This window comes from Thermostichus sp. MS-CIW-38 (assembly GCF_054058415.1).
Map to the genome: position 1 here is coordinate 1 of NZ_JBSSAH010000055.1, position 17,632 is coordinate 17,632.

Genomic DNA, 17,632 nt, shown 5'->3' on the forward strand with positions numbered 1-17,632 from the left:
GAGAGAGTGGGATTCGGTCGCGCCAGCGGGCCGGATGGCCTTACCCACGGTGAGTTGCTCTCACAAACAAGTTCCAGCGGAGAGAGTGGGATTCGAACCCACGGTGAGTTGCCCCACACAGCATTTCCAGTGCTGCGCCTTCGACCACTCGGCCATCTCTCCAGATTGAGAATAGGGGCGACTTTCCAGAGAGCTAAAAAGTCAGCTTTGTGATCCTAGCAGAGGATGGAAGCTATTAACGGGATCCTTTGGGCTCCCCAGGCCGAAACATTTGCAGCAGCACTTCCCAGCGGGAGCACCGCCAGTAATCAACATGGGATCCGATCAACCCCGTCTCATTGATCTGCATCTCTGTCCAGCCGGGGATGCACAGGCGGGGACGCCAAGGCAAAGCCAAAGAACCGCTTAGGATCCACTCGGTGCGGATCTGGTTGCCGGTTTGCCGAATATCCTGCAGATCGAGACGGATATCCTGTAGCCAACGACCTATCCCCTCGATCATGCGGCGATAGCGATCCAAGCCGCGAAACTCGTTGAGGGGATCCCGGAAGTAAACCTGGGGATCGTAAATCGAATAAGTTTGATTTTTGGGAAAGCGAGCATAATCTGCCCGCAAGATGGTCACCAGATCAGGCGGGGCTTGGGAAGGAAGGCTCATGTCTTGGCCACGACAGAAAGAGACACCGTTTCCCCAGGGGCGGGGCAACACAACTGGATGGATTGGGACGTGGCGGCATTCAAGGCTGCCAGCTTTTCTCGAAACTCCTGCAGGCTGCCCAAGGGGCGGATCTGGGCGGCAAACCACCCGTGGTAGTCCACCTCTCCCATCGCCGTAGGGATCACCTGCTGGGGGCGTAGGGCTGCCACCACCTCCAGGGCCCGCTCTGGCCCCATGATCACCTCTCCCAAGAGGGGAAAGATCTGCCCCACCACCGGAATCAGTAGGGTATGGATGGAGCCAAACTCCTGCTGCAGCCGCGGGCGGACATCCGGCTGGGACAGATGAGGCTCGTAGTAAAGCCGTGTCTGAGAGGACACCTCTTCCAGCAGATAGCCCAGCTCACGGACAGGCCCTAGGGGCGCACCGGGAATGGCTGTGACCCGCAGATCCCCCCACTGAGCGGACTGCCAGGGATCCAGAGCCTGAACCGTTGCAAATCCCAGACTCTTCACGACTCTGGCTGCAGCCGGCGAAGCCAAAACGGGGATCCGCTTATCCAGGCGCTGCAACGTTGGTGGGTGGCAGTGATCCGGCTGGGCTTGGCTGAGGAGGATCCCGTCGATTTTGGGCAAGGTCTCCGGCGTAAAAGGGAGCGGCTGGCGGTGCTCCAGGCGGATGAACCAGGGGATCCCCAGAAACACCAGGGGATCCACCAGCCACGGATCCAATAGGAAGGTTTGCTCCCGGGTGTGGATGAGCCAACTGTTGAGGTCGATGCGGGTCAGTTTCATGAGTTGAAAGTAAGGTTATTGGCCGGTAATGGAGAGATCGGCAACCCAGATGCGGGGACACAGCCCACCCGGTGTGACTTGCGGCTCGGGCTCGACGTAGAAAATCGACTTCAACAACTCCAGAAAGTCTCCGGCCACTGTGGCGGCTTCGATGCTGATGCGCTCTCCTTGGCGCACCCACCACCCCTGAAACGGCAGCGAGAAGGATCCCTGTAGGGGCTTAACGCCGGCATGAAGCGCTTGCAGCTCATCGATCCAAACCACATTTTCAGCCGTAGCCAAGTCATAGGTGCTCTCCGGCGGTGCCCCGGCAAATACATGGTAGTAGTGGGCGGCAACTGTGACCTTGGCGCCGATATTGGCGTGGCCTGTGGGCTGGGCTCCTAGGCGCTTGGCTGTACCGGCGCTGTGCAAAAAGTGGGTCAAGACTCCATTGGTGATGAGGGGGACGCGGCGAGTGGGGGTGCCTTCGCCATCAAAGCTGATCGCTCCCACATTGGTCGGGTGTAGGGCATCGTCACACACCGACAGAAGAGGCGAGGCAATGGTCTTGCCCAGGGATTCTGGGGTGGACAGGCTTTGGTTGTCCAAAATGTTTTGGGCATTGAACACATTGGAGAAGGCGCTCAACAAACTCAAAAAGGCTTCTCCGGAAAAGACCACTGTGTATTTTCCAGAGGGGATCCGCTCGTACTCCAGATGGCTAATCAGTTTCTCAGCAGCTTCCTGCACACAACCCTGGATATCCAACTCATCCAGGCTGCGAGCCACTCGCATGGCTCCGGCGCTGCGGGGTTTGCGTCCTTCTTGCTCTGCCTTGCTGTAGAGAAAAACCGAAGCGAGGGTATGCTCCTCTTGTCGTAGGGCTTGGTGGCTATTGAGGTAGAAGCGGTTGATCTGCCGCTGCGCTAGGCCGTTGTAGGGCACCCCCTGAATGGCGGGATGGGATCCCAGGAGTGCCTTTTCGGCAGCCACCAACTGTTCCAACAAGTCGCCGGCCAAAGCCAACGGCCCTTTGTCGTTACAAGGCTGGGCAATGGGCAGAGTGGCTTCCGGGCTGAATTGAGGGGCATGTTCCCGCACGCCAAAATGGCTGGCTTCAAAGGCCGTTTGCAGGGCCAGTTCCAGCCCCGCCTCATCCACATCGGTGGTGGAAGTTACTCCCACCTGCCCTTGGTCGTTCCAGGCCCGCACCGTCACGCTGCAGCGGTGGGAAGCCTTGACCTGGCGAGGTTCCCCATGATCTACCTGCACGCTGGTTTCATCCACTTGAGCCCCGTAGAGATCAAACTGAGGGATCCCCAGCCGCCGGGCACAGCTTTGTGCCTGTTCTGCCAACACCTCGACTTGCACCATTGCCACTCCCCAAGTTCCTGTTGCCATCCAGCGCCTCTAGTAAACTACCCGCACTCATGCTGACGCAGAGCGCTCCGCACCGCTAAAGCGAAAGAGCATGACTCTAGTCAATAATAAGCTCAACTATACTGAAAATAATGTATAATATGTTCAGTACGGATTACTACCAGTTGATCTTTCTGTTTACTTTCGAGTCTGCCAACATGGTAGCCAAAGCAAAGCAGAAAATTGGTAGTAAGACGACACGGAAACTGCGCTTTGGGTATTCTACTCAAAGCTTTGCGGGATACCGCCATTCTGTTTGGAAACAAACAGAATGCTATCGCTGCATAGTTGAACAGTGATGTTCAGCAGTGTTCAGCGTAAATGTATCAGTGCAGGCTTTCGGTAGCCCTGTAGTTGGCAAGCCAACCACGGACCTCTAGGCTGGTTTACAGCAGCCCCAAGTTTGGCAATCATGTTGGCCCCATTCCAGTCCGCATCCCCTTCCCATCCACAGTGCCCACACTTAAACTGCTTCCCACTGCGATTTTGCTACGCAACGCTGACGCGACAGGATTGCGCAGGGTCGGGATGGATGTGCAAACACTTGTGACAGGTCTGCGAGGTATAAGCAGGCGGAACAAGGATCAGAGAAACCCCTGCAACTCTCGCCTTGTATTCCAGAAACTGCCTCAGTTGGTAGGACGCCCAACTGTTGGCCCTGCGCCGCTCGGCTTTGCTGCGGGGTTGTTGGTTGATACGCTCCCGTATCCCTGTCAAGTCCTCTAAAGCAATAGCGCTATTTGTGGCCTTTGCCCTAGAAACAATAGCTTTAGAGATGCGATGATTGACCCACGTTTTTGCTACGCAACGCTGACGCGACTGAAAGCGTCTCTCCTTACCAGACAGCCGTTGCAACAGTTCTCTGCATCTGCGCCGCGAACTGCGTGTGCCCTTACTGGCTTTGCGTTGGAGTACCGCCCTCAACCGGGAGTAGTGGTCTCGGACTCTGTTCAACTGCTGTCCATTCCAGTTGTCCCCCTCTGACGTATGGGCAATATCTGTCCTTCCCAAGTCCACGCCTACCACCTGAGCGGTGTTCTGCTGTTCCGGTAACTTTGCTTCCACGCAAATCTGGATGGAGTAGGAACCGTCTTTGCGCTTGACCAGAGTGGCCGTTCGCGTCAGCGGACCGGAGGTCTTTTTGGGATTGGAGCCCGCCAACTGTTCTCTCTGGTAATGACCAATCGCCAGCTCAAAGCGTTCTCGACCCTCCACCGTGGTGAGCGACACCGTCCAGTCTTTCTCGCGAAACGAAAAGATACGAGCGTCGTAGGTAGCGAAGCCACCCTTGTTCGCGTTAGCGTCGCGTAGCGACAACGCTTTGACCGGGCGGTTTTTCTGTTGTGCCACCTTGCGAGCAGACGCTACCCGTCTGCATATCTGTTGGTCGCGTAAGCGGGACGTAGTCCTTGCCAAATTACTGGACAAGCCGAAACGGGCACGGATTTCGTAGTAGCACAGGGATTGGAGTTTCAGTGGGTTGACGACTTTCTCGGGTGTGTTTTGGTTGACCCAGTTCAAGGCTTGGCCGTTCGCGTTAGCGTCGCGTAGCGACAAAGCATCCAATGTCTCGTCCAATTTGGCGGCTTGCGACTGGGACACCTTGAGCTTGCAAGAAACGGTCAGGACTTGGGTCATAGCCTTATTGCATTTTACTCACATTCCTCCCGACCCTTGCCCTGTGGGCAGAGAGCGGGGCTCCTGCGGTTTCTAGCTGACGGGCCAGCCAGGCGGTCAACTCTTCCGATCGCGCCAGCGGGACGTAGTCCTTGCTGTTGAAGTCCAACAGAGCTTCCCCCAGCGCCTCCAGTTGTGACGTTGACAAAGCCCAAATCTTATTCTCAAGGGCCGGGTCAAGGGATCCCAACTTCCGCCTGAGCAGCCGCAAAACCAGCGTTGCTTCCCCGTGTTGCAATCCCTGTTGTAATCCTTGTTGCAATCCTTGTTGTAGCCCTTGTTGCAGGCCCAGTTGTAGTCCTTCTCTGCGTCCTTCTTTGCGCCCTTCTTCCAGCCCCTCTCGCAGAGCTTCTGCCCGCCACTCTTGGTAGATCACCGATTCCCTCATATCCAAAGACCTCATGATTTGTCGAATCAAACCCCGATCCAATGCTAGTCCCGCCAAGACGGCTGTTGCGGCTGCCAATTCCCTTCTCTCACTGGGGTCTGCCAAGCTCTCTAGCTCACTGACCACCTCTCGCAAGGTTTCTGCTGGATCTTCCACCTGGCTTAGAACCCGAAACGGTAGCAGGGCTTGCCGATCCGCTCCGGCCCTCAAATCGCATTCCCACAGGCGGACAACATCAAACTCATGGCTCAGCCTCTCTAGACGAAAAGAGGTCTGGAAAACTCCCTCCGACCCCGTTTTGCGCAAGTCAATCGCGTTAGCGGTGCGGAGCACCTTGACCACCTGCTGCACCGATAGGTGAGGATACCTCCGATAGAGTCGGAGCCGAGCCACTTCTCCCATGAGCCAGCGGACAAACTGCTCTGGGAAACGCTCGGCCAGATATTTGCAGACGTTGTCATAGGCCATGTCGAGGTGGATCCCTGGAATTAGCGACCGCCCACGGTAATGGAATCCACCTTGATGTGAGGCTGCCCGACGGTGACGTAAATGCTGCCACTTACAGAGCCACAGAACCCAGCTGCCAAGCTGAGGTCTTTGGAACACATGGAGATTTTGGTCAAGATGTCTTTGGCTTCTCCGATCAGGGTGGCTCCCTTGAGGGGCTTGGTAATTTTGCCGTTTTGGATAAGATAAGCTTCTTCGACGGCAAAGTTAAATTGCCCGGTTGGGCCGACGCTCCCTCCCCCCATGCGCTTGCAATAGATGCCTTTGTCGATAGAAGCAAAAAGATCGTCCAATTCTGCATCTCCAGGGGCGATGTAAGTGTTGCGCATACGGCTGGCAGGGGCAAAGGTGTAGTTTTGGCGGCGACCGCTGCCGGTGCGGGGGTGGCCGGTGCGCATTGAGCCGGCCCGGTCGGCCAGGAAGTTCTTCAAAATGCCCTTTTCAATTAGCAAAGTGCGCTGGACGGGCATCCCCTCGTCATCCACATCCAGGCTGCCAAAGGCCCCTTCAGAGAGACCTTCGTCCCAGGCGGTAAGGTTTTTGTGGGCAATTTTCTGGCCTTTTTTGTCGGCAAAGGGCGTGGTTTTGCGCTCAATTTGGGTGGTTTCCAACAAGTGGCCGCAGGCTTCGTGGAAAATGACGCCGCCAAAGGCGTTGGACATCACAATCGGGTAGGTGCCGGATTCCACATAGTCGGCATAGAGCATCTGGCCGGCAGCTTCTGCCAGCTCCCGGCTATGGGCCTCCAGATCCCAACGGCGCAAAAAGTTGGGATCCCCCGTACCGCCGGAGCGTTGACTGACAGAGGCGCGATGGGATCCATCGGCACAGAGCAGCGTAGAGCTCACGGATTGGGTGAGGCGCACATCCCGCACAAAGGTGCCATCGCTGCAGGCCACCAGAATCTCTTGCCAATCGCGGAAATAGGTGGTGCGGCGGGACTGCACATGGCGGGCTTGGCGACCCAGTTGCTCGTTGGCTTTGAGCAGGATCTCCCCCATCTCCGCAATGGGGCTACATTCCTTCAACCAGCCATCTTTGCGGCGACGCTCGCCGTAGTCCTGCAGCATCTCCAGGTTGATGGCAGAAACCAGCGCTGTGGGGCCGGGAGGGGTGAGGCCCATCAGCGAAAGGCCCTTCTCCAGAGCAGCCTTGAGACCGGCAAAGGATAGATCGTTGGTGCTGACGTAGCAGTCGGCCAAGCCGCGAAACACCCGCACGCCGGCACCGGTGGAGAGTCGTGGGGTGATGCTGGTGATGGCGTCATCTTCGGCCAGGCAACTGATGGAATTGCCCCGTTCTAGAAAAATCTCCACCAAATCGGCACCGGCAGCGCGCCCCCAGCCCAACAGGGCAGAGAGGGGATCCCGCCAATCCTCGTCGAAGCGCTGTAGAGTATGACGGTAGTTCAGGTTGGGCAGTTCTTTGGACAAAAGCAGCATGGCAGGCTCAGGGAGTAGAGACGAGCTAAGGCCGGCGCAAGTTTTCGTTTTCTCAGTTTAACAAGGAGTAAAGGTTCTCCCCTGCCGGCAAATTGACCTGGAGCTTGACAAGGGCGGGGGAGCAATCGAAGATCGCTGCACAAGGAAACCTCGACTTGCAATGGCTGCCAAGAAAAAACCGCCGGAGCTTCAGCCCAGCCTGTTTGACGATCCCATCGAGCCGCCAGCCCCGGCGGAGGAGACACTCCCCCAGTGGGATCAGATCCCCCTGTCGGCCCAGGTGCCCATCCCCCCCGGCACTTACAGGGATTTGGAGCAACTGAAGCAGCATTGTTTGGTATGCCAGCGCTGCGACTTGGCAGCCAGCCGTACCCATGTGGTGGTGCATCGGGGCAACCCCAAGGCAAGGATTTTAATCATCGGAGAGGGGCCAGGGGAAAGCGAAGACCTGCAGGGGCTGCCTTTTGTGGGCAAGTCGGGACAATTGCTGGATAAAATCCTGGCTTCGGTGGGGCTGGATCCCGAGCAGGACACCTACATCTGTAATGTGGTCAAGTGCCGCCCCCCTAACAACCGCGTGCCCACCCAGGAGGAGATGGACGCCTGCCGTCCCTATCTGTTGGAGCAGATTCGCCTGGTGGATCCCTGGATTATTCTGCTCACGGGGGCCACCTCGGTGCGCTCCCTTTTGGGCGAGAAGCGAGGGATCACCAAGATCCGCGGGGAATGGATCCAGTGGCAGGGACGCTGGTGTATGCCCATTTTTCACCCGGCCTATCTGCTGCGCAACCCAGACCGCACCCCTGGCAGCCCCAAGTGGTTGATGTGGCAGGATATTCAGGCGGTGAAGCAAAAGTATCTGGAACTCACTGGCACAGCACCGCCCCAGCCCAACTTTTGAGCCCATTTCCCCAAGCGCCCCTCCTCCCAAAGGGGAGCAAGGGATCCCTACCTTGGCTGATCCCCAGGTTTGAACCCAGTCAAGAGGCCAAAGCAGAGCAAGCCGGTGGCATAAGCCTGACGCATCAGGCCCAGCCCCAGCGCCCCGCGAACGGTAACCCAGCCGCTGCGCAGCAAAGCCCAGATCCAGCGCCAGTCGCGGGCAGAAGCGATCACCTCATCCCAGAAAGGGGCCACTCGCTCCGACCAGTCGGCGCTGCGCACCTGCTCAAAGCCCACCTGTTGGGCCAGAGCCTCGTAGCTGGAGAGGCTGATCACATAGGGTAGGCAGTACACCTCGTAGATTTTCTGCAAAAGCTGTTGATCCTGCTGGCTCAGGGATCCCTCGCGGTGGCACCAGGTTACCACCATCACCTGCCCGCCCGGTTGCAAGACCCGCCAGCCCTCGGCCAGAAACTGCCGCTTATCCGGCATGTGCTCGCCGCTTTCCAGAGACCACACCAGATCAAAGGTGTTGTCTGCAAAGGGCATCTCCAGGGCATCGGCCACCTGAAATCGCACCTTGTTGCTCAGGCCGGCCTCTTGGGCGCGCTCCGTAGCCCGCTGGGCTTGGACGGGGCTGAGGGTAATGCCCGTAACCTGTGCCCCAAAGCGCCGGGCTAACTCCAAGCTGCTTCCCCCAATGCCACAGCCAAGATCAAGAATGTGCTGGGGAGGGCAGGGATCCCCGATCTGGCCCCACTGGATAACCCTATCAATCAAGTCAATCTGAGCTTGGCGGCGATCCTTACCGGTTTGGCCCGGCTCGTAATAGCCATGGTGCATGTGCTCCCCCCACACCCGCTCCCAGAGGCCGGAGGAGGCATCGTAGAAGTGGCGAATGCGTTGGTTGAGGGTGGAGGTCATGGCAACAGATCTCCATGGCTTTTTTATTTTGGATCCTCTCGCCCGGTGAAATCTGATGGGGAACCCTTGTAACCCAACTCGCGCCAGCCGGACGGAGCCATAATAACAGACCCTTTCCGGGCTCACCTTGGAGCAGAAAGCGATCCCAGCGCCCAAACCAACCGCTGCACAGCACTCAAGAGCACCAGAATCGCCATCAGCCCAAACAAGCCCACCATGTACTCCGGGAAAAGGAAAAACAAGCCGTAGAAAAAGATGGTTTCGCTGCCCTCGATAAGCCCCGACGGCATACTTAAGCTGGTCAGTTCATCCAGGGATCCCGCCCCGACAGTGCCATCCGTCCTTGTTGCTCCGCAACGCTGTCGCGAACGCCGTTTTTCCAACAGCCCTGCCAAATACATCCAGGAGCAAAGGTTGATGTAAAAGCTGGCCAGCATCAGAGCCAGAGAAGCATAGCCCAGCAGGGATCCCTGGTGAAAGGCCAGCCCCAGGGGAACGACTGCGTAGACCACCACGTCCAGCAGCATATCCAGGTAGCCCCCCAGATCGCTTTGCCGTCCCTGCAGACGAGCCAACGTGCCGTCCAGCCCGTCCATAAACCGGTTCAGCAACCACAGGCCCAGCCCCCACCCGTAGGCCCCGTAAGCTGCCGCTGTCCCAGAGGCCAGGCCCATGGCAAACCCCGACAGGGTAATGGCTAGGGGATGCACCTGTTGGAGAGGGGTTTGCAGCACTGGAGCCAACAGCCGCTCCTTCCACTGCCTAAGCACCTTATCCAGCAAGAAACACTCCTTTCTTATTGCTCTGCAACGCTGTTGCCGATGATCACCACCGGCTGGGATCCCACAAAACCTCTGGATTCAATTTTCTTGCTCCGCACCGCCAACGCGATGGAAATCATCATCCCAGAATCATCCCAGATGATGAGAATGCTACTGAAGGGAGGTCAGAGCAAAGTGCTGTGCCTACGGCAAAGGAACCGCACCGCTGTTGCGAATGAAGCGGATACCTACGCGGAGTATGTTTGCTCTGGACCCTTTCCTCTACCGGAAGTGCTGCGGCAAGCCTAGGCTGGGACAAAGCCTGTGGGTAAACTAAAGGTTAGGCTGGGTAGCCTATCGCCTGGCGGACTGTGTGCTCCTTAACTCGGTGTTCGCGGCACCTTTTTCTCCCTCAACTCCAACATACCTACGAGCGAGTCCATGAGCGAGACCCCCACTTCCCCAGCAGAAGCGTTCGCGGCACCAGAGCCGGTCATTGCCATCACCGGCCTGACCAAAACCTATCGCACAGGATTTTGGCTGAACAAGGTGGTCAGCCCCCTCAAAGATTTTTCTCTGACTGTGGCCCGCGGAGAAACCTTTGGGCTGCTGGGGCCCAACGGGGCCGGGAAAACCACCACCATCAAATGCCTACTGGGCATTGTGGAGCCCACCCGCGGCAGCGGCACTTTGCTGGGCAAACCCCTGGGGGATCGCTCCATCAAGCAACAGGTGGGATATTTGCCGGAGAACCCCTATTTTTACGATTACTTGACGGCATGGGAGTTTCTCCAGTTTGCCGGCAAGGTGTTTGGTCTGCCCAATAGCCTGTTGAAGGAGCGGATCCCGCAACTGCTGGAGCTGGTGGGGCTTTCTATAGATACGGCCCGCAAAAAACAACTGCGCACCTACTCCAAGGGCATGCTGCAGCGCACTGGCATGGCCCAAGCGCTGATCAACGACCCAGAGCTGGTGTTTCTGGATGAGCCGATGTCGGGACTGGATCCCATGGGCCGCTATCAAATGCGCGAGATCATTCTGTCCCTCAAGCAGCAGGGCAAAACGGTGTTTTTCAACAGCCATATCCTGGCGGATGTGGAAGTTATCTGCAACCGAGTCGGCCTGATCATCGGCGGCAAATTGGTGCATCAGGGAACTTTGGATGACTTGCTGGGAGAGAGCAAAAGCTATCGGGTACAAGGGCACGGTGGCGCCGTCGAACAGTTCCGCGACCGCCTAGAGCACTTCTCGATTCAGGGATCCCATTGGTCGGGGGAATGGAGTGGATCCCTACCGGAGTTGCTGAGCCTTTTGAACCAAGCGGGGGCACTGGTCACCGACTTGCATTGGCAACGGCAATCCCTAGAAGAATTCTTTGTGGAGCAAGTGCGGGCCATTGAAGGGGATCATCCGGTCTCTGCCTAGGCTGGCCGTTCGCACTGGTGCTATGGAGAACCCCGAGAGCAGGACGGAGTTCTGCCCTGAGTATTTCCCAGTAGGGGACTCTGTGCTGATACATTTACGCTGAACACTGCTGAACATCACTGTTCAACTATGCAGCGATAGCATTCTGTTTGTTTCCAAACAGAATGGCGGTATCCCGCAAAGCTTTGAGTAGAATACCCAAAGCGCAGTTTCCGTGTCGTCTTACTACCAATTTTCTGCTTTGCTTTGGCTACCATGTTGGTAGACTCGAAAGTAAACAGAAAGATCAACTAGTAGTAATCCGTACTGAACATATTATACATTATTTTCAGTATAGTTGAGCTTATTATTGACTAGAGTCATGCTCCGCACCGCTAATCGGCAGCAATAACAGCCCGGTAGTAGCCTTCCAACTGTTGGGTGGCTGCCGACCAGCTCCAACGTTCTGCCTCTTGGCGGGCTTGCTGTCGGAAGAGCTGTCGCTGCCCGACGCTGCTCAGGAGTTGCTGGGTAACCTGGACAAAGTCGCTATCCGAATTGGGATCGAACAGAAAGCCATTGCGCCCACTGTCCACCACATCGGTAATGCCACCGCAGCGGGGGGCGATCACCGGACAACCGGCAGCCATGGCTTCCAACAGAACCAGCCCCAAGGTCTCGGTGCGAGAGGGGAACACGAACAGATCCGCCGATGCAAAGGCCGCTGCCAGAGACTCCCCCTGCAGATAGCCCGTAAACACCACATCGTAGCCGGCAAAATGTTGCTCCAGGGATCCCCGCTCTGGCCCATCCCCCACAATAGCCAAGCGGGCTTGGGGGATCTGCTCCAACAAGACCCGGATCCGCCCCACTTCCTTCTCAGCCGAAAGCCGCCCCACGTAGAGCAAAAGAGGCCGTTCCGGTTGCCCCGCCGTGAGCCGAGCCCGCATTTCTGAACTGGCCGCCTGGGGATGAAACAACTCCGTATCCACTCCTCGCTGCCACAGTTGCACCCGCTCAATGCCGTGGGCGCTCAGCTCCTGCATCATGGCCGTCGAGGTGCAAAGATTGACCCGCGCCAAATTGTGCCCCAGCTTCAGGAGATTCCACAAAACCCCTTCCAGAAAGCCCAGCCCATAATGCTTCAGATACTTCGGCAGATGGGTATGGTAGGAGGCCACCAGTGGGATCCCCATCGTCTGGCTGTAGTAGAGGCCCCCCAATCCCAAAACCGCCGGGTTCACCACGTGGATCACATCCGGTCGGAAACGGCTGAGCAACTTACCGATGGCCGGGCCAGGGGCGGCCAGCTTCAACTCTGGATACAAAGGCAGTGGCATCCCCGGGATCCCGTAAACCCGTGCCCGTGCAAACCGCCGGGGGGCTCCCCGGGGCGCGACGATGAGCACCGAGTTGCCTCGAGCGGTTAGGTGACGCACCGTGTGGCAGAGGCGGGTAACGATGCCATCCACCTTGGGCAGAAACGTCTCCGTAAATAGGGCTATGCGCATCAGGGATCCCAAGCCTACTGTTATTGCTCCGCAACGCTGCTGCGACCGCGCTACTCGGACGGAGCCCTTAAAGACTCTAGAATGAGTGTTGCACAAAACGGCAACGCTGCTACGACCTCCGTCAGCAGACTCAAGTACCTCATTCCACCGGTGCAGAGTAGGGCATCGGCTCAGGTTCGGTGAAAGTCTGCACCTGGCTTTGGCCCAGCGTGTCTGCGGCGGTTTTGCTGATCAACAGTAGGGTCGCCGCCAGGGCCAGCCCAATAACATCCCGCCACATGCTCCACTCCTCAGCTCCTCACTCCTCTTGCCCATTACTGTAGCGGCGGTTTTCTCGACTGGGCAGTGATGGAGGACGGATTTTTGCGTGACACAAATCACTGCCAAAATTGCGGCTTTGCCCCCCGCCGGTTAGTCTCGGAACGTCAGTTGCAAGCTGGTTATCAGCAGCACCAAAGAAGATACCGCCATCACCCCTCCCCAAAACCAGTAGGGCAAGAACAAGTTTTGGGCAATTTGGCTGGAATCGGAGTGGATCACCTGCCCATTGATCACGGCAGAGGCCGTAAACAAGTAGTCGAGCTGGTGGTAGGTGCTCACACAGGCCTGCACCCCCAAAAACTGTGCGGCAAAGCCCCGCAACCAAGGGGAAGCCCAGCAGCCCACCGCCAAGATCCCCAGCCCAATAGCCGGGATCAGCAACAGGCCAAATAGAGAGCGCACCCAGAGCACCGCCGACAGCAACAGCAGGGATCCCAAAGCCAACAACCCCAACTGGGCCGTACCTTGACGACGAGAAGCCAGGATAAAAACCGCCCCGGCCATTGGGGGCCCCATTGGCCCGCCGGCGGCCACCAAAGCTCGACCCACCGGCCCCAAAAACAAGTGCCCACTGTGAAAGGCCAACCCCGACCCGTCGGGATAGATCTCCAGACGATGAAACTCCCCACCCAACAGCACTGCCGTCAAGCCGTGGCCCATCTCATGAAACCAGGTGGCCAGAATCGTAAAGGGGTAGAGGATATAGTTGCCCCAGGGGAGCTGCCAGAGCAAGACCGTCAGACCTGCAGCAGCCACCAACCAAACCAAGCTGTGCCGGCCAGGTTTCTCGGAAGGGGAGGGAGGCAGCTCAAACTGAGTCATAGAGCAGCAGTGGGTAGACAGAAAAAAGCCTAAAACGCCTCGTCCTCTTAGACGACTGCCGGCAGAGGAGAGTTCCAAGCCAACCCCGAGAAAATCCAGAAAAACATATGTCTCAAACCAGTTTGCAATGGATGTAGGTCAGGTAGGCTGAAAAAGACTCTGAGGGATCCCTGTCTGTGGCCACCTTCCTGCGGGATTGGAGCTACCGCTTTCCCTGGCTTTACCGCAGCATCAGCCGCGGGGCTGCTCTGGCGGTGGGGGGATACGAGCGGCTGCGGAAATTGCCCCTACAAGGGATCCAGATTCATCCCCAGGAGCGGGTGTTGGATCTCTGCTGTGGCCCGGCTGAAGTAACCCCACTGTTGGCGGAGCTGAGCCAGCAGGTGGTGGGCCTGGATGCTTCCCCCAAAGCTCTAGCAGCAGCCCGCAAACGCCTTCCCCAGGTGGAGTTTGTGGAGGCCTTTGCCCAAGATATGCCCTTTCCCAATGCCAGCTTTGATTGGGTGCATACCAGCTTGGCTCTGCACGAATTGTCCTTCGCCGACTTGGAGCAGGTGCTGCGGGAAGTGTGGCGGGTGCTCAAGCCGGGGGGAGGACTCTTGATTCTGGATCTGCACGCGCCTCGACAACCCTTGATCTGGCCTGGGCTGGCCCTCTTTTTGGCCCTGTTTGAAACCGAGACCGCCTGGGAGCTACTCAAGCTGGACTTGCCCGAGCATTTGCAGCAGCAGGGTTGGCAATCCATCCGGCAGACCCTCCACGCTGGGGGAGCTCTGCAGGTTATCCAGGCGCGAAAGCCTGCCGCCTGAGCTGCACCCCTGAGAGCGGCAGTCAGCCCTGGTGCCAAAAGGGAGTGCCGAGGACAGGCGTACTGGGCTGAGCTGTTTCCTGAGGGATCATAGCCCCGGCCAGGTAGGCTCGGCGGCCTGAGCGCACCGCTTCTGCAAAGGCCTCAGCCATGACCACCGGATCCCGAGCCAAAGCCACTGCCGTGTTCAGCAGCACCCCATCGAAGCCCCACTCCATCACCTGACAGGCATGGGAGGGCAGGCCCAAGCCGGCATCCACGATCAGCGGTGCCTCGATCCGCTCCCGCAGCAGGCGCAAGTTGTAGGGGTTGAGAGGGCCTTTGCCGGTGCCGATGGGGGCCGCCCAGGGCATCACCACCTCACAGCCAGCATCCAAAAGCCGCTGGCAGAGCACCAGGTCGTCGGTGCTATAGGGCAGCACCTTAAAGCCGCGCCGGATCAGCTCAGCCGCTGCCGTCGGCAGTTGCACGGGATCCGGCTGCAGCGTGTAGTCATCCCCGATCAACTCCAGCTTGATCCAGTCGGTGCCGAACACCTCCCGCGCCATTTCCGCCGTTGTGATCACCTCCTGCACGCTGTGGCAGCCGGCGGTGTTGGGCAGAACTGGGATCCCCATCTTCTGCAACAGAGCCCAGAACCTCTGGGAAGTTTCTGGCCCCAGTGCCCCTTGCCGCCGCAGAGAAACCGTCAACAAACAGGGCTGCGCGCGCGCCACCGCCTGCTCCAAAATGGCTGGCGAAGGGTAGCGAGCCGTACCCAACATCAGACGGCTGGGCAACGGTTGGCCGTAGAGAACCAAAGGATCCTCATCGGCCAGAGTTGAGGGAGAGCAATGGAGAAGGGTGGACATGGCTGAGGCAGATAGAAAAGCGGACTTGAGCGCTAGCCGCCGGCAACCGGAGCGACGATCTCCACCTGGTCGCCTTCTTGCAGACGGGTTTGCTCGTGCTGCGCACGTGGCACAAACTTCAGATTAACCGCTACCGCGAAAGGGCCGCTGGCCCCCACCTGAGCCACTGCCTCGGCCAAAGTGGTGCCTTCCGGCAAATCGTAAGGCTTTTGGTTGATCAAGACACGCATGGCGACAGGGACTCACCGGAAAAAGGGGCAGCCTGCACCTGAAAGGGGATCCCAAGCTGCTGGGCCAAGCGACAACTACCCTGGTGGAGATACTCCAAGACAGCATCGTGGATGGCCGGGGAGATCAGAAAGCCATGGCGATAGAGGCCGTTGATCTGCAACAGGCGAGGTGAGCGCTCCACCACGGCTGGCAGGTTATCCGCCAAGGTGGGACGACATTGGCTGCCCAATTCCAGGATACGCGCTTCGGCAAAGGCAGGATGTACGGCGTAGGCGGCGCTGAGCAACTCCAAAGCCGAGCGAACGCTCACCGGCGAGCGATCCTCAGATTCGATCTCGGTGGCTCCCACTACGAACAGGTGTCCCGGCTTGGGAGCGATGTAGATCGGGTAGCGAGGGTGCAACAGCCGGGTTGGGCGCCGCAAAGAGACTTCTGGGGCATACAGGCGCACCACCTCACCCCGAACTCCGCGCAGCAGTTTTTGCCCGCCCCATTCTTTTTGAGCCCCCAGGCCGCGGCAATCCAAAACCCAGCCTCCGGTTTGTTGCTGCCAGGCTTGGGCCTGCTTCAGATCCCAGGGGCAACCCCACTCCACTTCCACCTCGTGCTGCCGCAGCTTGGCCAGCAGAGCCGACAACAGTTGGCGGTTGTCCAGTTGGCCCTCTTGGGGAAGATACAGGCCCTGCGCAAATCGCCCGGCTACCGATGGCTCCAGCTCGGCCAGAGCCTGAGCATCTAGAGGCTGGGGCTTAGGGAGAGCGGGAAGGCGCTCCACCACAGCGGCCAGCAGGGACGAGAAACGTCTGGCTTCCCCGGCATCTTGGCGGTGCCAGAGGATCAAAGTGCCCTCCTGCTGAAAGAAAACCGGCTCTGGCAGGCTGGCCAGAAGGGCGGGCCAACGAGAAAGGGCGTAGTATCCCTGGGCCACCACACTGGCTTCGGCGATGGCAGACTCGGCTAGGGGAGCCAGCATAGCAGCGGCAAAATGGGCAGCACTGCTCTCAACAGCAGCAGCAGGAGCCGCCTCCACAATGCGGACGGGATGCCCAACCTCGACAAGGCTGGCGGCCAACAAACGCCCCATCAGCCCAGCCCCGAGGACAAGGATGGGATCCCGCTGCGCTGCCCAAGGCCAAGTGATCCCTGCCGCGTCAGCGGCGGGGAATGAGCCCGTCAGACTGGCTGGCGGGTCTGGCGGAGAAGAGGAGGGTGAAAGGGTCAAAGTGCCCTGCGCTGCTGACACAATGGATTCCATACTGGATCCCATGATAGGCTTTCCAGCTCGGCGATGAATCTGCTCCCACCTGTGCCTGCATTTGTTGATGGAGTGCTGGGCCAAGCTTCGCTGGAACGCCTTTTCACTTGGAGCTTTTTGTTTGATCTCGCTGTTGGTCTCCGGGATCCGTCTGGGGGTGCCGGTGTTGCTGGCGGTGTTGGGGGAGGTGATCACGCAGTGTTCTGGCATTCTCAATTAAACCGGAATGAAACATTTCCCTCTAGCCCCCTTCTCCCTCTGAGAGAAGGAATGGGGGTGAGGGCAGTGGCGCGGAGCGTTTAGGGGGTGTCTCAATCTAGTTTGAAATGACTATAGTTCCCCTCTCCCTTGGTGGAAGAGGGGCTGGGGGCGAGGGGGGATCCCTTGGGCTGAGAAGCGCCAAGGGTGGAAGTCCGTCAGGCAGTGTAGTAGGCAGTGCCTTTGTTGACGAAGTCCAGTGTGTAGGCAGCCCGGTAGTTGATGGTTGGCTCAAATACGCCGGCCACCGTCATGCTGTCGAAGAAGTCTTGCCAGCGTTTGTCGGTCATGGCGCCAATGCCTTTTTCCAACGCATCGCCGGACAAGATGATGCCGTACTCCTGCAATTTCTCGAAGCTGTAGGCCAACTGGGCATCGGTCATCTCCGGGTTGTCCTGCTTGATCAAGCGATAGGCCGGACGGGGATCCTCCAAGAAGCTGTACCAGCCTTTGATAGAGGCATCCACGAATCGCTCCACCAAGTCGGGCTTGGTTTCCACCAGTTGGCGACGGGTTTCGATGGTGGTGGCGTAGGGTTTGTAGCCCAAATCCGCCAGGAGGAAGACCACCGGCTCAAATCCCCCTTCCCGTTGGATGGCAAAAGGCTCGGATGTCAGATAGCCTTGCTGAGCTGAGCTGGGATCCGCCAAAAAGGGGCCGGGGTTGAAGTTGTAGGGACGAACCTGATCGTCGGTGAAGCCAAAGCGGGCCTTTAGGTAGGGCCAGTAGGTGGCAAG

General features: G+C 58.3%; 17 protein-coding genes, 1 tRNA gene and 1 pseudogene. 3 read left to right on the plus strand and 16 right to left on the minus strand.

The features are described from left to right. Positions 1–77: 77 nt before the first annotated feature. From ACVWXZ_RS13445 to ACVWXZ_RS13475, 7 genes and pseudogenes are all read right to left on the minus strand, one after another. Positions 78–162 (minus strand) — tRNA-Ser (locus ACVWXZ_RS13445). Between the two features lie 73 nt (positions 163–235). Next, on the minus strand, positions 236–658 hold the full coding sequence (locus ACVWXZ_RS13450; protein ID WP_457404240.1) for a DUF2358 domain-containing protein: 423 nt from the start codon (positions 656–658) through the stop codon (positions 236–238). Beyond that, positions 655–1,452, minus strand: coding sequence for an MBL fold metallo-hydrolase (locus ACVWXZ_RS13455; protein ID WP_457404238.1), 798 nt, complete (start codon positions 1,450–1,452; stop codon positions 655–657). The genes ACVWXZ_RS13450 and ACVWXZ_RS13455 overlap by 4 nt, the downstream gene beginning before the upstream one ends. A gap of 15 nt (positions 1,453–1,467) precedes the next feature. Further along, entirely contained in the window at positions 1,468–2,808 is a 1,341-nt protein-coding gene (locus ACVWXZ_RS13460; RefSeq protein ID WP_414417398.1) for a TldD/PmbA family protein, read from the minus strand. 357 nt (positions 2,809–3,165) lie between these two features. Further along, a pseudogene (locus tag ACVWXZ_RS13465) lies at positions 3,166–4,491 on the minus strand (RNA-guided endonuclease InsQ/TnpB family protein). Between the two features lie 4 nt (positions 4,492–4,495). Beyond that, a complete protein-coding gene (locus tag ACVWXZ_RS13470) occupies positions 4,496–5,386 on the minus strand; it encodes a DUF4351 domain-containing protein (protein ID WP_457439894.1) in 891 nt (296 codons plus the stop codon). 20 nt (positions 5,387–5,406) lie between these two features. Then, entirely contained in the window at positions 5,407–6,867 is a 1,461-nt protein-coding gene (locus ACVWXZ_RS13475; protein ID WP_457404235.1) for a TldD/PmbA family protein, read from the minus strand. 160 nt (positions 6,868–7,027) lie between these two features. On the opposite strand from ACVWXZ_RS13475, the gene ACVWXZ_RS13480 reads away from it, so the two are divergent. Continuing rightward, entirely contained in the window at positions 7,028–7,768 is a 741-nt protein-coding gene (locus ACVWXZ_RS13480; RefSeq protein WP_457404234.1) for a uracil-DNA glycosylase, read from the plus strand. A gap of 47 nt (positions 7,769–7,815) precedes the next feature. Here ACVWXZ_RS13480 and ACVWXZ_RS13485 read toward each other — a convergent pair whose 3' ends face one another. Together ACVWXZ_RS13485 and ACVWXZ_RS13490 are read right to left on the minus strand one after the other, a co-directional pair. Continuing rightward, on the minus strand, positions 7,816–8,673 hold the full coding sequence (locus ACVWXZ_RS13485) for a methyltransferase domain-containing protein (protein WP_457404233.1): 858 nt from the start codon (positions 8,671–8,673) through the stop codon (positions 7,816–7,818). A gap of 122 nt (positions 8,674–8,795) precedes the next feature. Then, the gene (locus tag ACVWXZ_RS13490; RefSeq protein ID WP_457404232.1) at positions 8,796–9,443 is read right to left on the minus strand and encodes a CDP-alcohol phosphatidyltransferase family protein; all 648 of its coding nucleotides are present in this window, start codon (positions 9,441–9,443) and stop codon (positions 8,796–8,798) included. A gap of 432 nt (positions 9,444–9,875) precedes the next feature. On the opposite strand from ACVWXZ_RS13490, the gene ACVWXZ_RS13495 reads away from it, so the two are divergent. Next, complete coding sequence (locus tag ACVWXZ_RS13495) at positions 9,876–10,859, plus strand: ABC transporter ATP-binding protein (RefSeq protein WP_414344385.1); 984 nt, start codon at positions 9,876–9,878, stop codon at positions 10,857–10,859. Positions 10,860–11,233: 374 nt separating this feature from the next. Here ACVWXZ_RS13495 and ACVWXZ_RS13500 read toward each other — a convergent pair whose 3' ends face one another. The 3 genes from ACVWXZ_RS13500 to ACVWXZ_RS13510 all read right to left on the minus strand — a co-directional run bounded on the left by ACVWXZ_RS13500 (position 11,234) and on the right by ACVWXZ_RS13510 (position 13,492). Continuing rightward, positions 11,234–12,349, minus strand: a complete 1,116-nt coding sequence (locus ACVWXZ_RS13500; protein WP_457439891.1) for a glycosyltransferase family 4 protein — start codon at positions 12,347–12,349, stop codon at positions 11,234–11,236. A gap of 139 nt (positions 12,350–12,488) precedes the next feature. Next, the gene (locus ACVWXZ_RS13505) at positions 12,489–12,629 is read right to left on the minus strand and encodes a hypothetical protein (protein WP_414330515.1); all 141 of its coding nucleotides are present in this window, start codon (positions 12,627–12,629) and stop codon (positions 12,489–12,491) included. Positions 12,630–12,760: 131 nt separating this feature from the next. Next, positions 12,761–13,492 (minus strand): M50 family metallopeptidase, encoded by a 732-nt coding sequence (locus tag ACVWXZ_RS13510; protein WP_414344389.1) that lies wholly within the window; start codon positions 13,490–13,492, stop codon positions 12,761–12,763. Between the two features lie 176 nt (positions 13,493–13,668). Here ACVWXZ_RS13510 and ACVWXZ_RS13515 point away from each other — a divergent pair, with 176 nt between their 5' ends. Further along, entirely contained in the window at positions 13,669–14,301 is a 633-nt protein-coding gene (locus tag ACVWXZ_RS13515; RefSeq protein ID WP_414328936.1) for a class I SAM-dependent methyltransferase, read from the plus strand. A 22-nt stretch (positions 14,302–14,323) separates the two neighbouring features. Here the strand turns inward: ACVWXZ_RS13515 and ACVWXZ_RS13520 are convergent, their stop codons facing one another. From ACVWXZ_RS13520 to ACVWXZ_RS13535, 4 genes are all read right to left on the minus strand, one after another. Further along, on the minus strand, positions 14,324–15,151 hold the full coding sequence (locus ACVWXZ_RS13520) for a thiazole synthase (RefSeq protein ID WP_457404229.1): 828 nt from the start codon (positions 15,149–15,151) through the stop codon (positions 14,324–14,326). 32 nt (positions 15,152–15,183) lie between these two features. Then, positions 15,184–15,381 carry a sulfur carrier protein ThiS gene (gene thiS, locus ACVWXZ_RS13525; protein WP_414423912.1) on the minus strand — a complete coding sequence of 66 codons (198 nt, stop codon included), beginning with the start codon at positions 15,379–15,381 and terminating at the stop codon, positions 15,184–15,186. Then, positions 15,369–16,649: an FAD-dependent oxidoreductase gene (locus ACVWXZ_RS13530; protein ID WP_457482630.1), complete on the minus strand. Its 1,281-nt coding sequence runs from the start codon at positions 16,647–16,649 to the stop codon at positions 15,369–15,371. The genes thiS and ACVWXZ_RS13530 overlap by 13 nt, the downstream gene beginning before the upstream one ends. Before the next feature lie 404 nt (positions 16,650–17,053). Continuing rightward, on the minus strand, positions 17,054–17,632 hold a 579-nt coding region (locus ACVWXZ_RS13535), incomplete at its 5' end, for an ABC transporter substrate-binding protein (RefSeq protein ID WP_457482631.1).